The 22,397-nt window shown below is 48.8% G+C and carries 17 protein-coding genes and 1 tRNA gene; 14 read left to right on the top strand and 4 right to left on the bottom strand.

Annotated elements, in window-relative coordinates:
* The first annotated feature begins 63 nt into the window (after positions 1–63).
* The 6 genes from BQ7480_RS01495 (at position 64) to BQ7480_RS01470 (ending at position 7,686) form a co-directional block, all read left to right on the top strand.
* Positions 64–1,287: a M16 family metallopeptidase gene (locus BQ7480_RS01495; protein WP_072541433.1), complete on the top strand. Its 1,224-nt coding sequence runs from the start codon at positions 64–66 to the stop codon at positions 1,285–1,287.
* 127 nt (positions 1,288–1,414) lie between these two features.
* Complete coding sequence (locus tag BQ7480_RS01490) at positions 1,415–1,753, top strand: helix-turn-helix domain-containing protein (RefSeq protein WP_072541432.1); 339 nt, start codon at positions 1,415–1,417, stop codon at positions 1,751–1,753.
* 268 nt (positions 1,754–2,021) lie between these two features.
* Entirely contained in the window at positions 2,022–3,158 is a 1,137-nt protein-coding gene (locus BQ7480_RS18080) for a helix-turn-helix domain-containing protein (protein ID WP_235816618.1), read from the top strand.
* A gap of 174 nt (positions 3,159–3,332) precedes the next feature.
* The gene (gene argS, locus BQ7480_RS01480; RefSeq protein ID WP_072541431.1) at positions 3,333–5,150 is read left to right on the top strand and encodes an arginine--tRNA ligase; all 1,818 of its coding nucleotides are present in this window, start codon (positions 3,333–3,335) and stop codon (positions 5,148–5,150) included.
* A gap of 62 nt (positions 5,151–5,212) precedes the next feature.
* Entirely contained in the window at positions 5,213–5,842 is a 630-nt protein-coding gene (locus BQ7480_RS01475; RefSeq protein WP_072541430.1) for a ribonuclease H1 domain-containing protein, read from the top strand.
* A 14-nt stretch (positions 5,843–5,856) separates the two neighbouring features.
* The gene (locus tag BQ7480_RS01470; RefSeq protein ID WP_072541429.1) at positions 5,857–7,686 is read left to right on the top strand and encodes an LTA synthase family protein; all 1,830 of its coding nucleotides are present in this window, start codon (positions 5,857–5,859) and stop codon (positions 7,684–7,686) included.
* Positions 7,687–7,693: 7 nt separating this feature from the next.
* On the opposite strand, the gene BQ7480_RS01465 is transcribed toward BQ7480_RS01470, so the two are convergent.
* Positions 7,694–8,341 (bottom strand): nitroreductase family protein, encoded by a 648-nt coding sequence (locus tag BQ7480_RS01465; RefSeq protein WP_072541428.1) that lies wholly within the window; start codon positions 8,339–8,341, stop codon positions 7,694–7,696.
* Between the two features lie 194 nt (positions 8,342–8,535).
* Positions 8,536–10,140 (bottom strand): phosphoenolpyruvate carboxykinase (ATP), encoded by a 1,605-nt coding sequence (gene pckA, locus BQ7480_RS01460; protein ID WP_072541427.1) that lies wholly within the window; start codon positions 10,138–10,140, stop codon positions 8,536–8,538.
* A 286-nt stretch (positions 10,141–10,426) separates the two neighbouring features.
* Here pckA and upp point away from each other — a divergent pair, with 286 nt between their 5' ends.
* On the top strand, positions 10,427–11,080 hold the full coding sequence (gene upp / locus BQ7480_RS01455) for a uracil phosphoribosyltransferase (RefSeq protein WP_072543846.1): 654 nt from the start codon (positions 10,427–10,429) through the stop codon (positions 11,078–11,080).
* A gap of 76 nt (positions 11,081–11,156) precedes the next feature.
* Complete coding sequence (locus BQ7480_RS01450) at positions 11,157–11,957, top strand: hypothetical protein (protein ID WP_072541426.1); 801 nt, start codon at positions 11,157–11,159, stop codon at positions 11,955–11,957.
* Positions 11,958–12,084: 127 nt separating this feature from the next.
* On the opposite strand, the gene BQ7480_RS01445 is transcribed toward BQ7480_RS01450, so the two are convergent.
* Both BQ7480_RS01445 and BQ7480_RS01440 read right to left on the bottom strand, forming a co-directional pair.
* Positions 12,085–13,095, bottom strand: coding sequence for a 2-oxoacid:ferredoxin oxidoreductase subunit beta (locus BQ7480_RS01445; RefSeq protein WP_072541425.1), 1,011 nt, complete (start codon positions 13,093–13,095; stop codon positions 12,085–12,087).
* A gap of 33 nt (positions 13,096–13,128) precedes the next feature.
* Positions 13,129–14,976, bottom strand: a complete 1,848-nt coding sequence (locus BQ7480_RS01440; protein ID WP_072541424.1) for a 2-oxoacid:acceptor oxidoreductase subunit alpha — start codon at positions 14,974–14,976, stop codon at positions 13,129–13,131.
* Positions 14,977–15,490: 514 nt separating this feature from the next.
* Here BQ7480_RS01440 and sppA point away from each other — a divergent pair.
* From sppA to BQ7480_RS01410, 6 genes are all read left to right on the top strand, one after another.
* Complete coding sequence (gene sppA, locus BQ7480_RS01435; RefSeq protein ID WP_072541423.1) at positions 15,491–17,251, top strand: signal peptide peptidase SppA; 1,761 nt, start codon at positions 15,491–15,493, stop codon at positions 17,249–17,251.
* Positions 17,252–17,265: 14 nt separating this feature from the next.
* Complete coding sequence (lpxK, locus tag BQ7480_RS01430) at positions 17,266–18,429, top strand: tetraacyldisaccharide 4'-kinase (RefSeq protein WP_072541422.1); 1,164 nt, start codon at positions 17,266–17,268, stop codon at positions 18,427–18,429.
* Entirely contained in the window at positions 18,323–19,132 is an 810-nt protein-coding gene (locus tag BQ7480_RS01425; protein WP_072541421.1) for a purine-nucleoside phosphorylase, read from the top strand. Before lpxK ends, BQ7480_RS01425 begins: the two co-directional genes overlap by 107 nt.
* 7 nt (positions 19,133–19,139) lie before the next feature.
* A complete protein-coding gene (thiL, locus tag BQ7480_RS01420) occupies positions 19,140–20,177 on the top strand; it encodes a thiamine-phosphate kinase (RefSeq protein ID WP_072541420.1) in 1,038 nt (345 codons plus the stop codon).
* Positions 20,178–20,379: 202 nt separating this feature from the next.
* Positions 20,380–20,452: transfer RNA gene (locus BQ7480_RS01415), tRNA-Phe, on the top strand.
* 244 nt (positions 20,453–20,696) lie between these two features.
* The gene (locus tag BQ7480_RS01410) at positions 20,697–21,800 is read left to right on the top strand and encodes a site-specific integrase (protein WP_235816617.1); all 1,104 of its coding nucleotides are present in this window, start codon (positions 20,697–20,699) and stop codon (positions 21,798–21,800) included.
* Positions 21,801–22,397: the final 597 nt, after the last annotated feature.

Here is a 22,397-nt window from a genome sequence, read left to right as displayed (position 1 = left end):
TGAGGAAAGGCAATAAGTATTTATTGTAAATTTGCGCCAAAATAAAAATTACACCCCTGATATATGGCATATTCAACTTTCACCCTCCCCAGCGGACTGCGGATTATCCACACCACAAGCCCTACCAATGTGGCCTATTGTGGCTTTGCCATCGACACGGGTACACGTGATGAGCTGCCGCAGGAACAAGGGATGGCCCATTTCGTGGAACACCTGATTTTTAAAGGAACCCGGAAACGAAAGGCCTGGCATATTCTGAACCGCATGGAAAATGTGGGAGGCGACCTGAACGCATATACCAACAAGGAGGAAACCGTCATCTACAGCGCCTTTCTGAAAGAACATTTCGACCGGGCGGCAGAGCTGCTGGCCGACATCGTGTTTCACAGCCTGTTTCCTTCAAACGAGATAGAAAGAGAAGTGGAAGTCATCATTGATGAGATACAAAGTTACGAGGACAGTCCGGCTGAACTCATTTTCGACGATTTCGAAGAATTAATCTTTCCCGACCATCCGTTGGGACGAAATATTCTTGGCAACCCTGAACTGCTCCGCCAGTTCACCAGCGAAGATGCCCAGCGTTTCGTACACAGGCACTACCAGCCTCAAAACATGATATTCTTTGTGCAAGGCGATATTCCCTTCTCCAAAGTCATCCGCACGTTGGAAAAGGTCACGGCAGACCTTCCTCTCTTTAATGGAGAAAAACAGCTGCGTACACAGCCTGCCGCCTACCGCCCCCGTCAGCTGACACTTCACAAGGACACCCATCAGGCACACGTCATGATAGGAGGAAGGGGCTATCATGCTTACGACGAACGACGTACAGGACTTTACCTGCTCAACAATATCCTGGGAGGCCCTGGCATGAACAGCCGACTCAACGTTTCCCTGCGCGAGAAAAAAGGCCTGGTCTACAATGTAGAGTCGAACCTCACCTCCTACACAGACACCGGTACGTTCTGCATCTACTTTGGCTGCGACCCGCACGATACGGCACGTTGCATTTCGCTGGTGCATAAAGAACTCAAAAGGATTCGCGACAAGTCGCTGACAAGCTTGCAGCTCCATGCGGCCCAGAAGCAAATTATCGGACAGATAGGAGTGGCTGGCGACAACTTTGAGAACAATGCTCTCAACATGGGAAAATGCTTCCTCCACTACCAGACCTACGAGGAAAAAGAGGAGGTATTTAAACGGATTGAAAGCCTCACCACCTCCCAATTGCTCGATATAGCCAATGAAGTACTGGCCGAGGATTATCTTTCCACATTAATCTATCAGTAAATTAAAGACCGGATAGTATATATTTTTAACCACTTAATCACTGGATACAGACAAATATTCCCAAATCGGACATTTTGTCTTTCCATAAAATTTTAAAACTTCTTACTTTCGAGGAAAAATAGAAACTATGAAAAAGAATGAAGTAATCAAAGACAGACTGGCAGAATGGATTGAAAAAAAGGGTTTTTTAAACGCTCGAGTAACCATCATCCAGTTAAGCAAAATTATTGGAATCAACAGAACTTATCTGTCCAATCACATCAACACCACGTATGGGGTGAATTTTAACTTGTGGATTAATCGTCTACGCATAGAAGAAGCTAAGATACTCATCAAGCAGTCTCCCAAGCGTAACTTGTCGGAAATAGCCGAACGAATCGGTTTCACCGATTTGGCTCATTTCAGCAAGCAATTCAAGCTGCATGAGGGAGTATCTCCTTCCGTCTGGAGAAAAAATGTAGAATAATTTTATTGAATGACAAGTTCTTGCGCCATTGTCATAGCAATTTTTTTGCCTGAATAGTCACGAAAATCCATCGGATAACTATTCATTCTTTGTCAATAGTAAATATTAACAAAAAAACGACAAAAAAAGAGTTGTCTATTTATTAAATTTACTTTGCGAAAAGATAAATGGAGCCTTTGTATATATTCTGACAAGCAAGACGGGAGTAAGGAGCTAATCCAACAAGGACTTAATTGGTTTCGCTACTACAAACGAAAAACAACAAGTCATGGACAAAGTTTTTTTTACTATGGAAACATTCTCCGGCATCAGTAATTTGCTGCTCGCCCTTTTTCTCCACTTCTCCAGAGTACCGAAAGGAGAAATGAGCACCCGCAGCAAACAGAGCCGGATTTATGTAGAAGCAGCCTACGCACTGGTAGGCGTGACCTCATTGGGCATTGCATTCTCTACTGAAAATTATCATGAGACACTGAAAGCCTTCTTTATCCAGAGCCTGGCCCCCATCCAGGCCCTGCTGTTTCTTTGGGCCATCACCTTCCCTATATATATAGGGCACAGGCTGGAGGGCTTCCTGCGGCGGCAGTTGATTTATACACTTCTGCTGGCTGCTGCCAACCTGATTTATTATTTTGGCATGGACGGACAAACAGGAAGTATTTTTTACTATATACTTATGACCTGCTACGTCAGCCTGTTGTTCCTCTATGTCCATGTGTATCTTCGTATCTCCAAACGTTGGGTACAGGTACACCCTGATCGTATGCCTTATTTAAAAAAGAGAGTACACCCGCTTCTTATCGGATTGTGTGCCGTCTTCGCTCTCTCCGTGATTATAAATATCTATCCCCACTTCATCAGCCAACTGATATTCACAGGCATTTACACCATATTCTACATCGTGTTCGCCCTGCAATATCATAACTATGGTATCTTCATAGCCGATTTCCCGCTAGTGAAACAACAAGAGGAGCCAGAAACGCAACAACCTTCTTCCACTCCTTCTTCTGCGCTGCAGACAAAAAAGAGCTACAAATGGAACTATGAAAAGATAGAAGAGAAACTGAATGAATGGATGGCCGACAAAAGTTATCTTCATCCCAGCCTTACCATTCAGGACATAAGCAAGGAAATAGGCGTCAACCGTACATACCTTTCAAACTTCATCAACGAAACCTTCCACACAAACTTCAACGGATGGATTAACGGATTGCGGATTGAAGAAGCCAAACTCCGGATACGCAGTAATCCGGACATCAGTCTGGCCGAGGTAGCCGAGCAGGTAGGCTTTGCCGACCTTGCCCACTTCAGCAAGCAATTCAAGATAAAGGAAGGCTGTTCTCCCTCGACCTGGAAAAAGGATTCACAAAACCTTCCTCCCACCAAGGAAGAGCCGGACGCCTGATTCCCCCGACAATGTACCTATGAGAGCACTATGGATTCATCGTGTCACGGTACGGACGCAGCAAACTGATACAATAATACAAAACACAAATAGAAGAAACACCCTGTCGGAAGAACGAAATAAATTCACTATCTTTGCGCCATTGAACGGATTATCATAAAACTACATACACGCATGAAAATAGAAGATAAACTGACGGCGTCCGTAATCAACGGCGTGAAGGAGTTGTACGGGCAGGAAGTTCCCGCCAAGATGGTACAGCTGCAGAAGACCAAGAAAGAGTTTGAAGGCCACCTCACACTGGTTGTCTTCCCTTTCCTGAAAATGTCCAAGAAAGGTCCGGAACAGACCGCACAGGAAATTGGAGAGTACCTGAAGCAGCATGAGCCTGCCATTGCCAGCTACAACGTAATCAAGGGATTCCTGAACCTGACCATCGCTTCGAGCGTATGGATTGACTTGCTGAACCGCATCCAGGCGGACAGTCAATGGGGTATCCAGAAAGCTGCCGACAATGCGCCGCTGGTGATGATTGAATATTCTTCTCCGAACACCAACAAACCGCTCCACCTGGGACACGTGCGCAACAACCTGCTGGGTAACGCCCTGGCCAACATCATGGCGGCCAACGGCAACAAGGTGGTGAAAACCAACATTGTAAACGACCGCGGTATCCATATCTGCAAGTCCATGCTGGCTTGGCTGAAATATGGCAACGGCGAGACTCCGGAATCCTCCGGAAAGAAGGGTGACCACCTGATTGGCGATTACTACGTGGCGTTCGACAAGCACTACAAGGCGGAAGTGAAAGAACTGATGGCAAAGTATGAAGCGGAAGGCATGAACGAGGAAGAAGCCAAGGCTCAGGCAGAAGCCAACTCTCCGCTGATGCTGGAAGCCCGCGAGATGCTCCGCAAATGGGAAGCCAACGACCCGGAAGTACGCGCGCTCTGGAAGAAGATGAACGACTGGGTATATGCCGGCTTTGATGAGACGTACAAGATGATGGGCGTCAGCTTCGACAAGATATATTACGAATCACAGACTTACCTGGAAGGAAAGGCCAAGGTATTGGAAGGACTGGAAAAAGGACTCTTCTACCGCAAGGAAGACGGCTCTGTATGGGCTGACCTCACTCCGGAAGGACTGGACCAGAAACTGCTGCTCCGTGCAGACGGTACTTCGGTCTACATGACACAGGACATCGGTACAGCCAAGCTGCGCTTCCAGGATTATCCCATCAACAAGATGATTTACGTGGTAGGTAACGAACAGAACTATCACTTCCAGGTGTTGTCTATCCTGCTCGACAAGCTGGGCTTCGAATGGGGCAAGGACTTGGTTCACTTCTCCTACGGTATGGTGGAACTGCCAGAAGGTAAGATGAAGAGCCGCGAAGGTACCGTAGTCGATGCGGACGACCTGATGGAAGCCATGATTGAAACGGCCAAGGAAACCAGCAGCGAACTGGGCAAACTGGACGGACTGACGAAGGAAGAGGCCGATGACATCGCCCGTATCGTGGGACTGGGTGCCTTGAAGTATTTCATCCTGAAAGTGGATGCCCGCAAGAACATGACATTCAACCCGAAGGAATCCATCGACTTCAACGGAAATACGGGACCGTTCATCCAGTACACTTACGCACGTATCCAGTCTATCCTCCGCAAGGCCGCAGAAGCCGGTATACAGATTCCGGCTGCGATTCCGGAAGGTATCGAACTGAGCACCAAGGAAGAAGCACTGATTCAGATGCTGGCCGACTTCCCCAACGTGGTAAAACAGGCGGGGACGGACTACAACCCGTCTATCCTGGCCAACTATGCCTACGACCTGGTGAAGGAATACAACCAGTTCTATCACGATTTCAGTATTCTGCGTGAAGAGAACGAGGCTGTGAAGATTTTCCGTCTGGCATTGAGTCAGAACGTAGGAAAGATTGTCAAGCTGGCCATGGGCTTGCTGGGCATCGAAGTGCCTGAACGCATGTAATTCATTTGAAAATAGCGGGTGGCGAGGGAGCCACCCGACTTTTTTAACCTCCTTATCTTTTTATGGCGAAACAAAAATTCTATGTAGTGTGGAAGGGTGTGAATCCGGGGGTGTATGCTTCCTGGACTGAATGCCGGCTGCAAATCCAAGGATACAAAGGAGCCATCTATAAATCATTCGACACAGAAGAAGAAGCCGCACAGGCTTTTGCCACTCCGGCACACGTGTACCTGCAACGCCACCGGACTTCGGCTCCCAAAGAACCTTCCGCCAAACAGCTTCCGGAAAATTTCGACCTGAACTGCCTGGCAGTAGATGCGGCCTGCAGTGGAAACCCCGGCCCCATGGAATACCGTGGAGTGTATCTGCTTACCGGACAGGAGATTTTCCATTTCGGACCGGTGTATGGCACCAACAACATAGGAGAGTTTCTGGCCATCGTACATGGGCTGGCCCTTCTTAAACAGAAGCAGCTGGACATGCCTCTCTACTCCGACAGCCGCAACGCCCTCCTGTGGGTGAAACAGAAGAAATGCAAGACCAAACTGGAACGCAATGCCAAGACCGAAACCCTGTTCCAGCTGATTGAACGGGCAGAGAAATGGCTGAAGGAAAACACCTACACCACTCCCTTGCGCAAATGGGAAACAGAATCATGGGGGGAAGTCCCCGCCGATTTCGGACGTAAATAATCAGACCTAGACAGATGAAAAAGAGACTTGCTTACCTGGGATGTATTTTTGCCGCTATTTTAGGCTATTTCCTGCTTCAGAAACCAGTGTTCATGCTCTACAACGGAGCTTGCGAGAAAGGGGTATCCTTCGTGGACTACCTGAAAGTGCTGTATCACGGCTTTACCCTCGATGCAGCCACCACGGGTTATCTCACCGCTCTCCCTTGGCTGATTATCCTGGTGAGTATCTGGTTCCGCCGTTTCCCGCTGCGAAAGCTCCTCGTGGGCTACTATGCGCTGATTGCACTGGCTACCACCCTCGTCTTCATCGGCGACATGGCCCTGTATCCGTTCTGGGGATTCAAGCTCGATGCCTCCATCTTCCTCTATCTGGACTCTCCGAAAAATGCCATGGCCAGTGTGTCGGTCGGTTTCATCCTGATACGGGTGCTATGTATCCTGATATTGTCGGCCCTGCTCACGTGGGGACTGTATAAAATGACGCCAGCCCAACTCCCCCAAGTGCCGCAGGTCCGCAAACGTCTCACAGGCAGTCTGGTCACGATTCTGCTGGGAGGTATCCTCTTCATCATCATCCGAGGCGGTGTCACCGAATCTACCAGTAACGTAGGACAGGCGTATTTCTGCGACAACGAGTTCCTGAACCACTCGGCGGTCAATCCGGATTTCAGCCTGCTGTCGTCCATCAGCAAGACGACCGATTTCGCCCAGCAGTTCAATTTCTTTGACGAGGAAAAACGGGCCAGCCTGTTCGACGGATTGTATACCGACACCGGAGAAAACACGGTATCCCTGCTGAACACGCAACGCCCCAACGTACTGATTGTCCTGATGGAGAGCTTCGGAGGGGTGTTTGTGGAATCGCTGGGAGGTCTCCCGGATGTCAGCCCCAACCTGGAACGGCTGAGCAAGGAGGGAGTCTTTTTCACGAACTGTTACGCCAACAGTTTCCGCACCGACCGGGGCACGGTCTGCACCTTCAGCGGCTACCAGAGTTTCCCTACCGTGTCGGTCATGAAGTCACCGGCCAAGAGCCGTACGCTGCCTTCCATTGCCGGGAAGCTGCGGGAGCAAGGTTATGCCACCGACTTTCTGTACGGGGGTGACATCAACTTTACCAACATGAAGAGCTACCTGTTAAGCAGTGGTTACCAGCATCTCACGGCCGATGTGGATTTCAGTCTGGAGGAGCGACAGAATCCATGGGGAGTGAACGATGACATCACTTTTGAATATCTCTACCAACAGATAAAGGCACGCACAGGCAACCAGCCTTGGCACACGGCCTTTCTGACTCTCAGCAGCCACGAACCTTTCGAGGTGCCTTACCATCGCCTGAACGAGAAGATTCCCAATGCCTTCGCCTTTACGGACGACTGCCTGGGAAAATTCATCGACAAGCTCAAGGCGCTTCCACAATGGAAGAACCTGCTCATTGTCTGCCTGCCGGACCATGGCTTCTATTATCCGGAAGAGGGACTGGTGCACGACCCGCGCATCCATCACATCCCGATGCTCTGGCTGGGCGGTGCCGTAAAGCAACCCAGGGTCATCGACAAGCTGATGAACCAAAGCGACATGGCCGCTACCCTGCTGGCACAGCTGGGACTCAGCCACAAAGAATTCAACTTCAGCCGCAACGTGCTGGGCAAGGATTACAAATACCCCTTTGCCTACTACACCTACAACAACGGCTTTGCCTTCTGCGACAGTACCGGCGTCACCCTGATAGACAACAACTCCGGCAAGGCATTAATAGAATCCCCAGCTCCGAACGCACGACGCACAGAACTGGGGAAAGCGATTCTACAATCTTCTTACGATGATTTGGGAGCGCGATAACACATTATTACTCCACAAACATCACTTTCGATGCATCACGAGGCTTGGCAGCCGGCGATTCATCCGGATATCCGAAGGCAATGCAATACAACAGGTCATATCCTTCGGGAATGTTCAGACGTTTCAGGTATTCTGCGGCTCCGGGGTCGGTCTTCATGAAACGTATGGGACCACCCAGGCAGCAGGAACCGATGCCCATAGACCAGGCAGAAAGAATCATGTTCTCACCCAACAGTCCACAATCCACTTGTGAGAAATCGTAGGCGGTGTCGTTGGCAATAAACACCACCGTCGGTGCATTGCGGAACATATTCCGGAAATCAGGGTCTTCAGCCGCTTTGGGATTAGCTTTCTTGTACACCTCTGTCAGACCATTGATGAATTCCGGATTGTCTACTACCCGGATTGCCCACGACTGTTTGTTCTGTCCGTTAGGCGCATTAATACCACAGTCCAGAATCACCTGCATCGTATCCCGATTTACCGGTTGTGGCAGATACTTCCGCACGCTGCGACGTGCCATGATGGTCTCTATAACCTGATTCGTACTGTCAGCCTCGTTCTCGGCAGCCGGCTGTGATTGCTGTGTCTGACCGCCACAGCTGGAAAGACAGAGCAAGCCTGCCCCCAGCATCGAATAAATCATCTTTTTCATACGCTTTATCTTTGATTAGCTCAATCTTCAATTTCTTTCGTTCTCTTCCCCACACCAGCTGTCAGAACAGCCGTTTTTCCTCTTCTCCCGACGACAAGTTTCCCGCTATCCCTGCCGCCATCCGACCAAATATAACAAAAAAAGCGGTTCCCCGAAGGAAACCGCTTTCATATTTAAGAATTTGTAAGTCAGAATTACAATTTCGGACCAGCAGCAACCAAAGCTTTACCAGCTTCGTTACCAGTGAACTTAGCGAAGTTCTTGATGAAGCGAGCAGCCAAGTCTTTAGCTTTTTCTTCCCACTTGCAAGCGCAGTCGTAAGTGTCACGCGGATCCAAGATCTTCGGATCAACACCCGGCAATTCAGTCGGAACAACGAAGTCGAAGTAAGGAATAGTCTTAGTCGGAGCTTTTTCGATAGAACCATCCAGGATAGCGTCGATGATACCACGAGTATCACGGATAGAAATACGTTTGCCAGTTCCGTTCCAACCAGTGTTAACCAAGTATGCTTTTGCACCAGTCATCTTCATCTTCTTAACCAATTCTTCTGCATATTTAGTTGGGTGCAATGACAAGAAAGCAGCACCGAAGCAAGCAGAGAATGTCGGAGTCGGTTCAGTGATACCACGTTCTGTACCAGCCAACTTAGCAGTAAATCCTGACAGGAAGTAGTACTGAGCCTGTTCTTCGTTCAAGATAGATACTGGAGGCAATACACCGAATGCATCAGCAGACAAGAAGATAACTTGTTTTGCGTGAGGACCTTTAGAAACCGGTTTAACGATGTTGTTGATGTGGTAGATAGGATAAGAAACACGAGTGTTTTCAGTTACGCTCTTGTCAGCGAAGTCAATCTTGCCGTTAGCATCTACAGTTACGTTTTCCAGCAAAGCGTCACGTTTGATGGCGTTGTAGATATCCGGTTCAGATTCCTTATCCAAGTTGATAACCTTAGCGTAGCAACCACCTTCGTAGTTGAATACACCTTCGTTATCCCATCCGTGTTCGTCATCACCGATCAACAGACGTTTCGGGTCAGTAGACAAAGTTGTCTTACCTGTACCAGACAGACCGAAGAAGATAGCTGAGCTCTTGCCTTCTTTGTCTGTGTTAGCAGAACAGTGCATAGAAGCGATACCACGCAACGGGTTGAAGTAGTTCATCATAGAGAACATACCTTTCTTCATTTCACCACCGTACCAAGTGTTCAGGATGACCTGTTCCTTAGTAGTCAAGTTGAAGACAACTGCAGTTTCTGAGTTCAGACCCAGTTCTTTGTAGTTTTCAACTTTAGCCTTAGAAGCGTTGTAAACAACGAAGTCAGGTTCGAATGATTCCAGTTCTTCTTTAGAAGGACGGATGAACATGTTAGTTACGAAGTGAGCCTGCCATGCAACTTCCATGATGAAACGAACTTTCAAGCGAGTAGCTTCGTTTGCACCGCAGTAACCATCAACTACATACAACTTCTTGTTTGACAATTCTTTTGAAGCCAAAGCCTTCAAAGCATTCCAAGTTTCAGTAGTAACAGGTTTGTTATCGTTTTTGTATTCTTCAGAAGTCCACCATACAGTGTTTTCACTTGTAGCGTCTTTTACCAAGAATTTATCTTTAGGAGAACGACCAGTGTAGATACCAGTCATTACGTTTACTGCACCCAGTTCAGTTACCTGACCTTTTTCATAACCTTCCAGACCAGCTTTTGTTTCTTCAGCGAACAATACGTCGTAAGAAGGATTGTGTACGATTTCTACGGTTCCAGTGATACCGTACTTAGTAAGATCTAAATTTGCCATTGTTCAAATGATTAATTTGGTTATTATATCAAATGTTTATTTCTCTACCTTAGCATAAGCCTAATTTCTCTCCATTTCTGCTCTTCAACATCTCTTTGTTTTAGGCGCTACAAAAGTAGTAGTTATTTTTTATTCAAAGAATTTATTACTGAAAAAAATCCGTAATCATTCAAAGATTTATACTTGTATAACAAATTTGCCAAATCTACATTACAAATCAATTTTATTTTGTTTCTTTGCAGCCCGAAAATTTAATTATACAACCCCTAAGCACCTGAAAATGTTTATGAAAATAATCAACTTTAACCAAACCAACACCCTCTTTAACCAGTTCCTGTCTGAAATCCGTAACGTACATGTACAAGGCGATTCGCTCCGCTTCCGTCGGAACATCGAACGGGTGGGCGAAATCATGGCCTACGAAATCAGCCGCACCCTTCCCTACCATCCGGTTTCCATACAAACTCCGCTGGCCACAGCGGTAGAGAACATTCCCGCCGAACAGCCGGTGGTGGCTACCATCCTCCGTGCCGGACTCCCGCTGCATCAGGGTTTTCTCAACTACTTTGACCATGCCGAAAACGCATTCGTGTCGGCCTATCGCAAATACATCGATGAAGATAACTTCGACATTCACATCGAATACATCGCTTCGCCCCGCCTGGACGGCAAGATTCTGATTCTCACCGACCCGATGCTGGCCACCGGCAGTTCCATGGAACTGGCCTACGAGGCACTGCTCACCAAAGGGGAACCGGCACACATACACATTGCTTCGGTCATTGCCAGCCGCCAAGCCATCGAACATATCAAAAAAGTATTCCCTGCAGAAAAGACTACAGTGTGGTGCGGTGCCATTGACCCGGAACTCAACGCCCACTCGTACATCGTACCGGGACTGGGAGACGCCGGCGATTTGTGCTATGGAGAAAAAGAATAAAACCGGCAGGTCCCCAAAAGGCCTGCCACGGCATGACTACCGATAACCATCTTTATCATTTTTAAAACGAACAACAATGACAAATTTCAAGAAAATGTTCCATCTTTCGGAATGGTGGATGAATGCTTTAGCTTCTACTTTCGGTACCATCCTAGGTATCGTGCTGACCGTAGGAATCACCTATTGGCAGCAAATGGAGAACCAAAAAGAGATGACACGTAAAATTGCGAAAATCACACTTCACAACATTGACGTGCGCTTAAACAGCATAACCAACAGCTGTGAACAACTGATGATGAAAGATTCCGTTTACGCGAAATTACAGTCATATATGCCCGATAAGCTTGACGAACTGCCAGAAGATTCTTTAAGCCAATGCATAAACCTGTTGCTTTATGAAAATTCCAGGGCACAGGATACAAAATCTGAAGAAATCTTTTCGAGCAGTTTTGAAGTCTGGGAATTTCTGGATGACGAGAAAGTAATAGGTCGAATCAGCAACTGCTATAGTTTTCTAGATATGAGTGAAAAGCGTATTACTGAGATAGAGCAAAAACTTTCACAATACAGTTACAAAAATACAGCCGACATTATGACTCAATACACTGAATATGATGTGTACAAAGTTGCAAAATCCTATTTAAAGAATCCAGAAATAATGGCAGTTTATCTTAAATTGAATCTTTTTGTACCAGTAATCTACAATATAATGGATGCAGTGGAGGAATTAAACGAAAAGAACAAGAAAGTACTGGGTATCAGCCAAAAAGAACTAGACGAGTTGAGTAACTTACTAGGAGACGATACAAAAGGAAGGCTATACAGAACCCAAAAAGACTCCATACAAGTCACAAAAGATAGCATTGCAACTGAATAAACCACCCCAAAAAGACGTAATCTCAAAGAGGCCGTCTCAAACCACATTGAAACGGCCTCTTTGAGATACTACACTTCCAGATTAGGAGCAATGCCTTATCGGCTCCTTTTATCTTATCTCATTTCGCTTATTTAATCTCCCACGTATCGTTCGTTTCGAGCAACTCGGCAAACGTGTGGTATTTTTTCTTGGCTGAAACCTCCTCTATCTGGGCTTCCACTGCTGCATCGTAGGTCGGTGCCTCCACGTCGCGGATTACCCCCAAAGCAATCGGGAAATCCGGACCTTCCATCAAAGCCAGCTTCAGCTGCAAGGTGTGGTCCTCACAATGGGCATCGTGCACCAGGATGTCTTTTTCCGTCACCCCGTTTTCTCCCAGCTTCACCACCTTCAGACCGAAACCTTCCTGCATCAGACCGAATTCTTTGTTCGGACCGAACAACATCGGCTTGCCGTGCTCCAGGTAAATGGCGTTTCGCTCACGGTCTTCCTTCTTGGCCACGGCATTGTGCGTACCGTCGTTGAAGATGACACAGTTCTGCAGCACTTCCACCACCGACGTACCTTTGTGGCGGGCAGCGGCTTTCAACACTTCAATGGAAGGACCTCCATCGACTGCCGCACAACGGGCAAAGAAACGTCCACGGGCTCCAAAGCACAGTTCTGCCGGGCGGAAAGGATCTTCCACCGTCCCGTAAGGAGAAGATTTGCTCACGAAACCACGGGCCGAAGTCGGCGAATACTGTCCCTTGGTCAATCCGTAGATACGGTTGTTCAACAACACAATGTTGATATCCACATTACGGCGGATGGCGTGGATGAAATGGTTACCGCCGATGGCCAGTCCGTCGCCATCGCCGGAAATCTGCCAGATGGTCAGATTCGGGTTGGCTACCTTGGCTCCGGTGGCAATGGCCGCTGCACGTCCGTGGATGGTGTGCATGCCATACGTATTCATGTAATAAGGCAAACGCGAAGAACATCCGATGCCGGAAATCACCGCAATTTCATGGGGCGGCACTCCCAGTTCGGCCAGAGCCTTGTGAAAAGAATTCAAGAAAGCGTGGTCGCCGCAACCCGGACACCAGCGCGGCTGTCCGAACTTATAATCTGCTGCCGTATATTTTGTTTCACTCATGGTTATTCCTCCAGAACATTTATTGATGAATCATTAAAAAAGTTGGCTGAACGCCTCTACCAGTTCCTTCACGACGAACGGCTGGCCTTTCACCTGGTTGAACTGATGCAGATGGATACCCTCCACTTTCATGCGGAGATAGCCTGCCAGCTGTCCCATGTTTTGCTCGGCCACCACAATAGTCTTGTACTTCCGCAGCACTTCCGCCGTGTTTTTCGGCAACGGATTAATCACGCGGAAATGTGCCAGCGCCGTTTTCTTGCCCATGGCATTCAACTGGTCCATGGCGGAATGCAAGTGACCGTACGTACCTCCGAATCCCACAATCAGCAAATCCGCATCGGAATCACCTTCAACTGTGAGAGGAGGAAGCGAATCGGCAATCTTTTCCACCTTTTCGGCACGCAACTTGGTCATCAGGAAATGGTTCTCCGGTTCGGTTGAGATAGCTCCGGTTTCATTGCTCTTCTCCAATCCGCCAATGCGGTGCATGAAGCCCGGCATGCCCGGAGTCGCCCAGTAACGTACCCCCGTCTGCGGGTCACGCAAGAACGGTGTCCAGGAATCCGCCATTTCTGGTTTCACGTAAGGCGGACAGATGGAAGGATACTCTTTCAGGTCGGGCAGACGCCATGCCGCCGAGCCGTTGGCAATGTAGGCATCCGTCAGCAGCACCACCGGCGTCATGTGCTCCAAGGCAATCTTGCAAGCCCAATAAGCCGCGTCAAAGCAGTCGGTCGGCGAAGAAGCCGCGATGACAGGCATCGGACTTTCACCGTTACGCCCAAACAAAACCTGCAGCAAGTCGGTCTGTTCCGATTTTGTCGGTAGTCCGGTGGAAGGTCCGCCGCGCTGCACGTCCACAATCACCAGCGGCAGTTCCGTAATCACCGCCAGGTTCATGGCCTCACTCTTCAGGCAGATACCCGGTCCGGAAGTCGTGGTCACGGCCAAAGCTCCGGCAAACGAAGCGCCTACGGCAGAAGCACAGCCGGCAATCTCATCCTCACACTGCACAGTCTTCACACCCAGCGATTTGTGCTTGGCCAGCTCATGCAGGATGTCTGTAGCCGGGGTAATCGGATAAGAACCCAGATAGAGCTGCAAGCCCGCTTTTTCAGCCGCCGCCATCAATCCATAGGCCGTGGCCTTGTTGCCGTTGATGTCCATGTAGCGTCCCGGCTGTTTCTGTGCCTTGCTCGGCACCGTGTAGCTGATGGAGACCGATGCATGAGTGTTTTCGCCGAAGTGATAGCCATCGTACAGCACCTTCACGTTGGCTTCGGCTATTTCAGGTTTCTTGGCAAATTTCTCGCGCAGGATTTTCTCGCCCACCGCGATGTCGCGATGGAACAGCCAGCACACCAGTCCCAGAGCAAACATGTTCTTGGTGCGCAGGATGGACTTGTTGTCCAGACCGCTGTCTTTCAGGCTTTCCTTGCACATAGTCGTGATGGAAGCCGATACCACCTCGTTCTTGATGCCCAGTTCGGAGAACGGATTTTCGAGCGAGAATTTCGCTTTTTCCAAATCACGTTTGGTAAACGAGTCGGAATCGATAATGATGACGGCCTGAGGTTTACAAAACTTATATTGTGTTTTCAAAGCGGCCGGATTCATGGCAACCAGCACATCGCACTTGTCGCCCGGAGTGTACACTTTTCCAGAACCAATGTGTACCTGGAAGCCGGATACTCCCGTCAATGAACCTTGCGGGGCACGGATATCGGCCGGATAGTCCGGGAAGGTACTGATATCATTTCCTTCGGTTGCCGAAATATTCGAAAACATATTGCCGGCCAACTGCATTCCATCGCCGGAGTCACCCGAAAAACGGACAACCACATCGTCCAGCTCCTTGACAATCATTTCTTCTGCCATATCGTATTCATTTAAAGTTCACAAAATCAATTTTGGCAAAATTGGGGAAGTTCCGTAAAAAAACAAAATAAATCGGAAGTTATTTTAGTCCACTTCGCAAAAAACGCAAGGACGTTTTCCCTCAAACATAAGTGCGTTTGAACCGAAACGCAAGTGCGTTTAAAGGAAAACGTCGAAGAGTTTTGGAACAAACGCAAAGAGGTTTTCTCCCCCCCTTTCGACCCCATTCTGCGACAAGAAAATTTCTGCAAGGGTTCGCATACAGGTTGCCACCACCTAACACACTGCAAAACAATTAGTTATAAAAATTTTCACATTTTTTATATCAGACTTCCCTAAAAAGCCCCTCCCGCCCACCTATATATTATATTAATTAACTCCTCCCTTTAAAAAGCATCGAAATTTTTTAAAACAAGATGCCGGTAAACCGGCAAAAAGAAATTTAAGCAGCCGCATCTTTGTTTTTCTCAGGCAAAAAGAATAACTTTGTTTATCAATCCTAAAACGACTTATCATGAAAGAATTTCTTCGAAGTACCTTGGCCACCATTACGGGTGTGCTGATTTGCGGGTTCATCTTTATCATCTTGGGAATAAGCGTACTGGCCGGCATGTTGATTTCGTCTGATACCGAGACCATCGTCCCGGCAAATTCCGTATTTACCCTCGACTTGAAAGGAACCGTAGAGGAACGGTATCAGCCCAGCCCCATCGACCAGTTCTTTGAAGACCAGATTTCCACCTACGGACTGGAAGATATTCTGAACTCTATCCAGAAGGCCAAGGAAAACGACCAGATTAAGGGAATCTACCTGCACACTGGAGCACTGGCTTGTTCGGCCGCCTCCTTGCAGGCCATTCACCGGGCACTGGCCGACTTCAAAACAAGTGGCAAGTTTCTGGTTGCCTACGCCGATGCTTACACGCAGGGCGGATACTACCTGGCCAGCGTAGCCGACAAGGTCATCGTCAATCCCGTGGGCAGCTTGTCCTGGCATGGACTGGCCAGTGAAACCATGTTTTTGAAAGATTTCCTTGCCAAAATCGGCGTGAAGATGCAGATTTTCCGGGTGGGTACCTACAAATCGGCTGTGGAACCGCTCACCAGCACCGAGATGAGTCCGGCCAACCGCGAACAGACGCAGGCTTTCTTGGAATCTACCTGGAACAGCCTCCTGAACGATGTGGCCGACTCCAGACACCTGTCGGCCGACTCCCTGAACCTGCTGGCCGACCGAAACATGGACTTGCAACCGGCAGAGACTTATGTGCGCTGCGGACTGGCCGACACGCTGATGTACCAGGATGAAGTGCTCAGCTACCTGAAATCGCTCACTGGCCTGTCGGACGACGAAGACCTCCAGACCTTGAGTCTGGACGAAATGACCCGCGTCAAGCCGGCTGTCCCGAAAAGCAAGACCCGCGACGTAGTGGCAGTATATTACGCTTACGGAGAAATCGACAACGGCTCGTCGTACGACGAAGGCATCAACTCCGAGAAAGTGGCCAAAGACCTGCGCGACTTGCGCAAGGACAAGAATGTAAAAGCCGTAGTGCTCCGCGTGAACTCTCCGGGCGGAAGTGCCTACGGGTCGGAACAAATCTGGCGGGAAGTCACTTTGCTGAAAGCAGAAAAACCGGTGGTAGTATCCATGGGTGACTATGCGGCTTCCGGCGGCTACTACATCTCATGTGCCGCCAGCAAGATTGTGGCCGAACCGACCACCCTGACCGGCTCCATCGGCATCTTCGGTATGGTGCCCGATGCGTCAGAACTACTGAACAACAAACTGGGACTCCATTTCGACGGAGTCAAAACTCATAAGATGGCCGACATGGGCAGCATGAGCCGCCCGTTCAATGCGGAAGAATCGGCCCTGATGCAGCAGATGGTGAACCAGGGATATGCCCTGTTCACAAAACGCTGTGCCGAAGGACGGAACATTCCGCTGGAAGAGCTCTGCAAGATTGCGGAAGGACGCGTATGGACGGGCAGCATGGCCAAAGACCTGAAACTGGTGGACGAACTGGGCGGACTGGATACCGCCATCCAACTGGCTGCCCAACTGGGGAAAGTGAAAAACTATACACTGAAAAGTTATCCCGGCAAACAGGACTTCCTGACGGAACTGCTGAACACCCGTACCGACCGCTATATCCACAGCCAGCTGCAGGAGACCTTCGGCGATTACTACCGCAGTTTCGACTGGATACGCCACATCGGAGAATCTGACCGTCTGCAGGCCCGCCTGCCGTTCGACCTCCACATCCAATAAGCGGAGGCACGTGCATGAATGGAAAATGCAAGATATATTGGGGACTGTGGCCCTTCAGTGTCCTCTACGGCATCGGGGTGAGGGTACGGAACCTTCTGTTCGACCGGGGACTGCTCCGGCAGGAACGCTTTCCGCTGCCTGTCATCTGCATCGGTAACCTGACCGTAGGCGGCACCGGGAAAACACCTCATACGGAATACCTTATCCGCCTACTGCACCAGTCGTTCCGGCTGGCCGTGCTGAGCCGGGGCTACAAGCGGAAATCGAAAGGCTTCGTGCTGGCCTCTCCTGCCTCCCGCATGGAGGACATCGGAGATGAGCCTTATCAGATGGCCCGCAAGTTTCCCGACATCCGTATCGCCGTGGACGGAGACCGCTGCGAAGGTATCCGCCGACTGACAGCACCGGAAGGAGCACCCGATACGGAAGTCATCCTGCTGGATGATGCCTTTCAACACCGCTACGTACAGCCGGGTCTGAGCATCCTGCTGATGGATTACCACCGTCCCGTGGAATGTGACCAGCTTCTGCCTGCCGGACGATTGCGGGAACCTGCCAGCGGCAAACAACGGGCCGACCTGCTCGTGGTGACCAAATGTCCGCCGGGCCTCAGCCTGGAAGACTGTACACGTATCCGGCAGCGTATCCGCCCCCTTCCCCGTCAGGAAGTATGCTTCACGACTCTGGTCTACGGAAAGCTGTATCCACTGTTTGCCGATACCCCTGCACAGCCGCTCGACATGCTGAAAGAAAGAGAAGTGTTGCTGGTTACCGGCATCGCCTCACCGGCCCCTCTGTTGGAGGAAGTCGACCGCCACGCCGCCCGCGTCACTCCCCTGCTCTTCGGCGACCACCACAATTTTGACGGCACCGACATGCGACAGATTGCACAACGGTTCCACCGGCTGCCCGTAGCCCGCCGCCTCATCCTGACCACCGAAAAGGATGCTTCGCGGCTCATCGGCCACCCGCAGCTCGCCGACGAACTGAAACCCTATATTTATGTGCTCCCCATAGAAGTGGAGTTCCTGCACAAAGGAGAACTAGTATTTAACCCCAAAATCATTGAGTATGTTAGAAAAAATTCAAGAAACCGCCGCCTTCCTGAAGGCGAAGATGCACACTCATCCCGAAACAGCCATCATCCTGGGCACGGGCCTGGGCAGTCTGGTGCATGAAATCACCGACAAGTATGAAATCAACTATTCGGAGATTCCGAACTTCCCGGTTTCCACCGTCGAAGGACACAGCGGCAAGCTGATTTTCGGGAAATTGGGCAACAAAGATATCATGGCCATGCAAGGACGCTTTCATTTTTACGAAGGCTATTCCATGAAGGAAGTGACTTTCCCCGTGCGTGTGATGCGTGAACTGGGCATCAAGACCTTGTTCGTATCGAACGCTGCAGGAGGCACGAACCCGGATTTCGAAATCGGTGACCTGATGATTATCACCGACCACATCAACTTCTTCCCCGAACATCCGCTTCGCGGCAAGAACATCGACTACGGACCCCGTTTCCCGGACATGAGCGAGGCATATTCCAAGGAACTGATAGCCAAAGCCCTGGAAATTGCAGAGGAAAAGGGCATCAAAGTACAACAAGGCGTGTACATCGGTACGCAAGGACCTACGTTTGAAACCCCGTCGGAATACAAGATGTTCCGTATCCTGGGCGCGGACGCCGTAGGTATGTCTACCGTACCGGAAGTCATCGTGGCCAACCATTGCGGCATCAAGGTGTTCGGCGTATCGGTCATCACCGACTTGGGCGTGGAAGGCAAGATTGTGGAAGTATCCCACGAAGAAGTGCAGAAGGCAGCCGATGAAGCACAGCCCCGCATGACCACCATTATGAGAGAACTTATCAACAGAGCGTAAAAATACTATGCACGAAGGAAACAGAACTGAAATCTCCACCTTGGGTGAATTTGGCCTCATCAAGCACCTCACCCAAGACATCAAACTGCAAAATCCGGAAACGAAATACGGAGTGGGCGACGATGCCGCCGTATTGGAGTTTCCCGGCAAGCAGGTACTGGTCACCACCGACCTGCTGATGGAAGGCGTACACTTCGACCTGGTCTATACCCCGCTGAAGCACCTGGGATATAAATCGGGCATGGTGAACTTCTCCGATATCTACGCCATGAACGGTACACCGAAACAGATTACCGTCTCACTGGCTGTCTCCAAGCGTTTCTGCATCGAAGACCTGGAAGACTTCTACGACGGCCTGCGCCTGGCCTGCGAACAGCATCACGTGGACCTCGTGGGTGGCGACACCACCTCTTCCGTCACAGGTCTGGCCATCTCCATCACCTGTATCGGGGAAGCCGACAAGGACAAGGTGGTCTATCGCAACGGCGCCAAGGAAACCGACCTCATCTGTGTATCGGGTGACCTCGGAGCCGCCTACATGGGCCTGCAACTGATGGAACGCGAGAAGGCCGTGTTCCAGGGCGAAAAGGACGTACAACCCGACTTTGCCGGAAAGGAATACCTGCTGGAACGCTTCCTGAAACCGGAAGCCCGCAAGGACATCGTAGAAAGTCTGGCCAAAGCCGGTCTTCGGCCTACGGCTATGATGGACATCTCCGACGGTCTGTCGTCCGAACTGATGCACATCTGCTCACAGAGTCACGTAGGTTGCCGGGTCTATGAGGAGCGTATCCCCATCGACTACCAGACAGCTGTCATGGCCGAAGAGTTCAACATGAACCTGAGCACCTGTGCCCTGAATGGCGGCGAGGACTACGAACTGCTCTTCACCGTACCATTAACGGCCCACGAAACGGTAGCCCAGATGAAGGATGTCAAAATCATCGGTCATATCACCAAACCTGAACTGGGCTGTGCACTGGTCACCCGCGACGGCAACGAGCTGGAACTGAAAGCGCAAGGCTGGAATCCATTGAAAGGATAAAATTATCTTACAACCGGGAAATAAGACCTTCCTTTTCGCAATCCGACTTTTCTTCGGAGCGAAAAGGAAGTTTTTTTTGTGCAACATCCGTGCATTTTGCATACAGAAAGCCTCTTTTTACACAAAAAACGCATTTTTTCTACTGAAAAGTTTGCAGGTTTCAAAAGTTTACGTACCTTTGCAACCGCAAACAAGAAACAATGGTGCCATAGCTCAGTTGGTAGAGCAAAGGACTGAAAATCCTTGTGTCCCCGGTTCGATTCCTGGTGGCACCACTTTGAAGAAAAGCAAAAGATAGTAAAATCCTGATTTCCAAGCGAAATCGGGATTTTTTGTTTTCTCCAGGCACGCAAAAAACGGCAAAATATTACCGTTTGAGGTGGAGCAAAAGGTGGAGATAAAAGGTGGAGCAAAAATCTCCACCGAATTAGGCTCTTTTTCACTGATTGTCAATATTTTGCATAGCAAGAAAACGGGTTCGGTTTCCTACTTTTGTACAAACTAAAAACTGTAGGAAAAATGAAAAGAAGTTCATTCAATGTGCTTTTCTTCTTGAAGAAGACCAAGCTGCTGAAAAACGGAGAAGCATCCGTTTGTATGCGTATTACAGTAGATGGTACGCGAGTTGAAAACAACATCCGTAAAAGCATTGATCCGTCTCTCTGGAGTCAGGCAAAGGAATCTGCCAGAGGAAAAAGCCGCAAATCATGCGATCTGAATGCCTATATCGAAAATGCGAGAATCAAATTACATCAGATTTTTTGTGAGCTGGAAGAACAGAACCAGCCTATAACAGCGCGTCTGTTGCAGGAAATATTTTTCGGACAAGACAAAGAACCGGAAGCGGTCCGCACCCTCATCGGCACCATGCAGGAACACAATGACCAATGCCGTGCCCTGGTCGGTAAAGACTACGCCCTGATTACCATTCGCCGTTATGAAAGCTGTAAGCGCTATCTTGCCGAACTTATCAGACAGAAATACGGAAAGGATGATCTGCCGCTGGCGGAAGTCAACGGTGAGCTGGTACGTGCCTTTGAATTTTATCTGAAAACGGAAAAGGAATGTCAGCAGAATACCGTCATCCGTTATATGAAGTGTCTGAAGAAGATTACTAATCTGGCACTGGCCAATGAATGGATAGCCAAAGACCCGTTTATCGGTATCAAATTCCACGAAAAAGAAGTAATCCGTGAATTTCTTACCATGGACGAACTGCTGACTATCTACCACAAGGAGTTTCCTCTGGAGCGAATCACCGTAGTCCGTGATGTTTTTATTTTCGCCGCCTTTACCGGTCTGGCTTTCATCGACGTGCAACAACTTTCCCCTGAGCATATCGTAAAAGACAACAATGGAAACCTGTGGATCAGAAAGCCACGTCAGAAAACAAAGAACATGTGTAATATCCCGCTGTTGGATATTCCTTTGGAAATCCTGAGAAAATATGCAGATTATCCTGCCTGCAAAAAGAAAGGAGTATTACTGCCTGTCCCCTGCAATCAGAAGATGAACAGCTACCTGAAAGAGATTGCCGACCTGTGTTTGATAAAGAAGAACCTGACTACACATGTTGCTAGGCATCACCATTTATCCTACACACTGAAAATAAGCAGTTTATAAGAATATATTTTTTAACAGGTAACGATTTAGAAACGAGCGAAGTTCTATATTTTTCTTGTTTTGCATTAACCAAAAGAACGCTCTATTAAATGCAAAAATACGGAGTATTTCTATAATTGCCAAAACAATTGTTAGGGAAAAAGGAATAGTAAACAAGCTTTTCAAACGAAGAACAATACTGTGCATATTAGTTTTTAAATCATCCCTTGCCTTTGGAGAAAAGCTAGATGGACTGCAAAATATGGATAATGTCCAGTGTCTACTTTCTCTATATCTTCATTGCAGAATTTTGGTAAAATCGTTTATTGCTTTGACTTCTTATTTTCGATTATCGCTCCAAATCTATTGCAATACCAACAAATTTAAGTGAGTCTAGTAACTAAGTCATTTATCAATACATGGAAAGAAATGTATCCATCTTGGATTTTTTGTTTACTGTGCATTGTGATTGCACAGAATTGCGCTATCTTTACAAAAGATTGTGCGACAAGAAGTCGTACAAGTAATTGTTCAGCATGATGTCTGAACCTGTTGTTCCGTCAACAGTAGCCTAAAGAGGCGTGCTTTACGAGTAATTGTTTGGTGCGAAGCCCTCTT

The organism is Bacteroides mediterraneensis (assembly GCF_900128455.1).
Lineage (GTDB): Bacteria > Bacteroidota > Bacteroidia > Bacteroidales > Bacteroidaceae > Phocaeicola > Phocaeicola mediterraneensis.
This window is presented reverse-complemented; position numbering and strand designations above follow the sequence as displayed.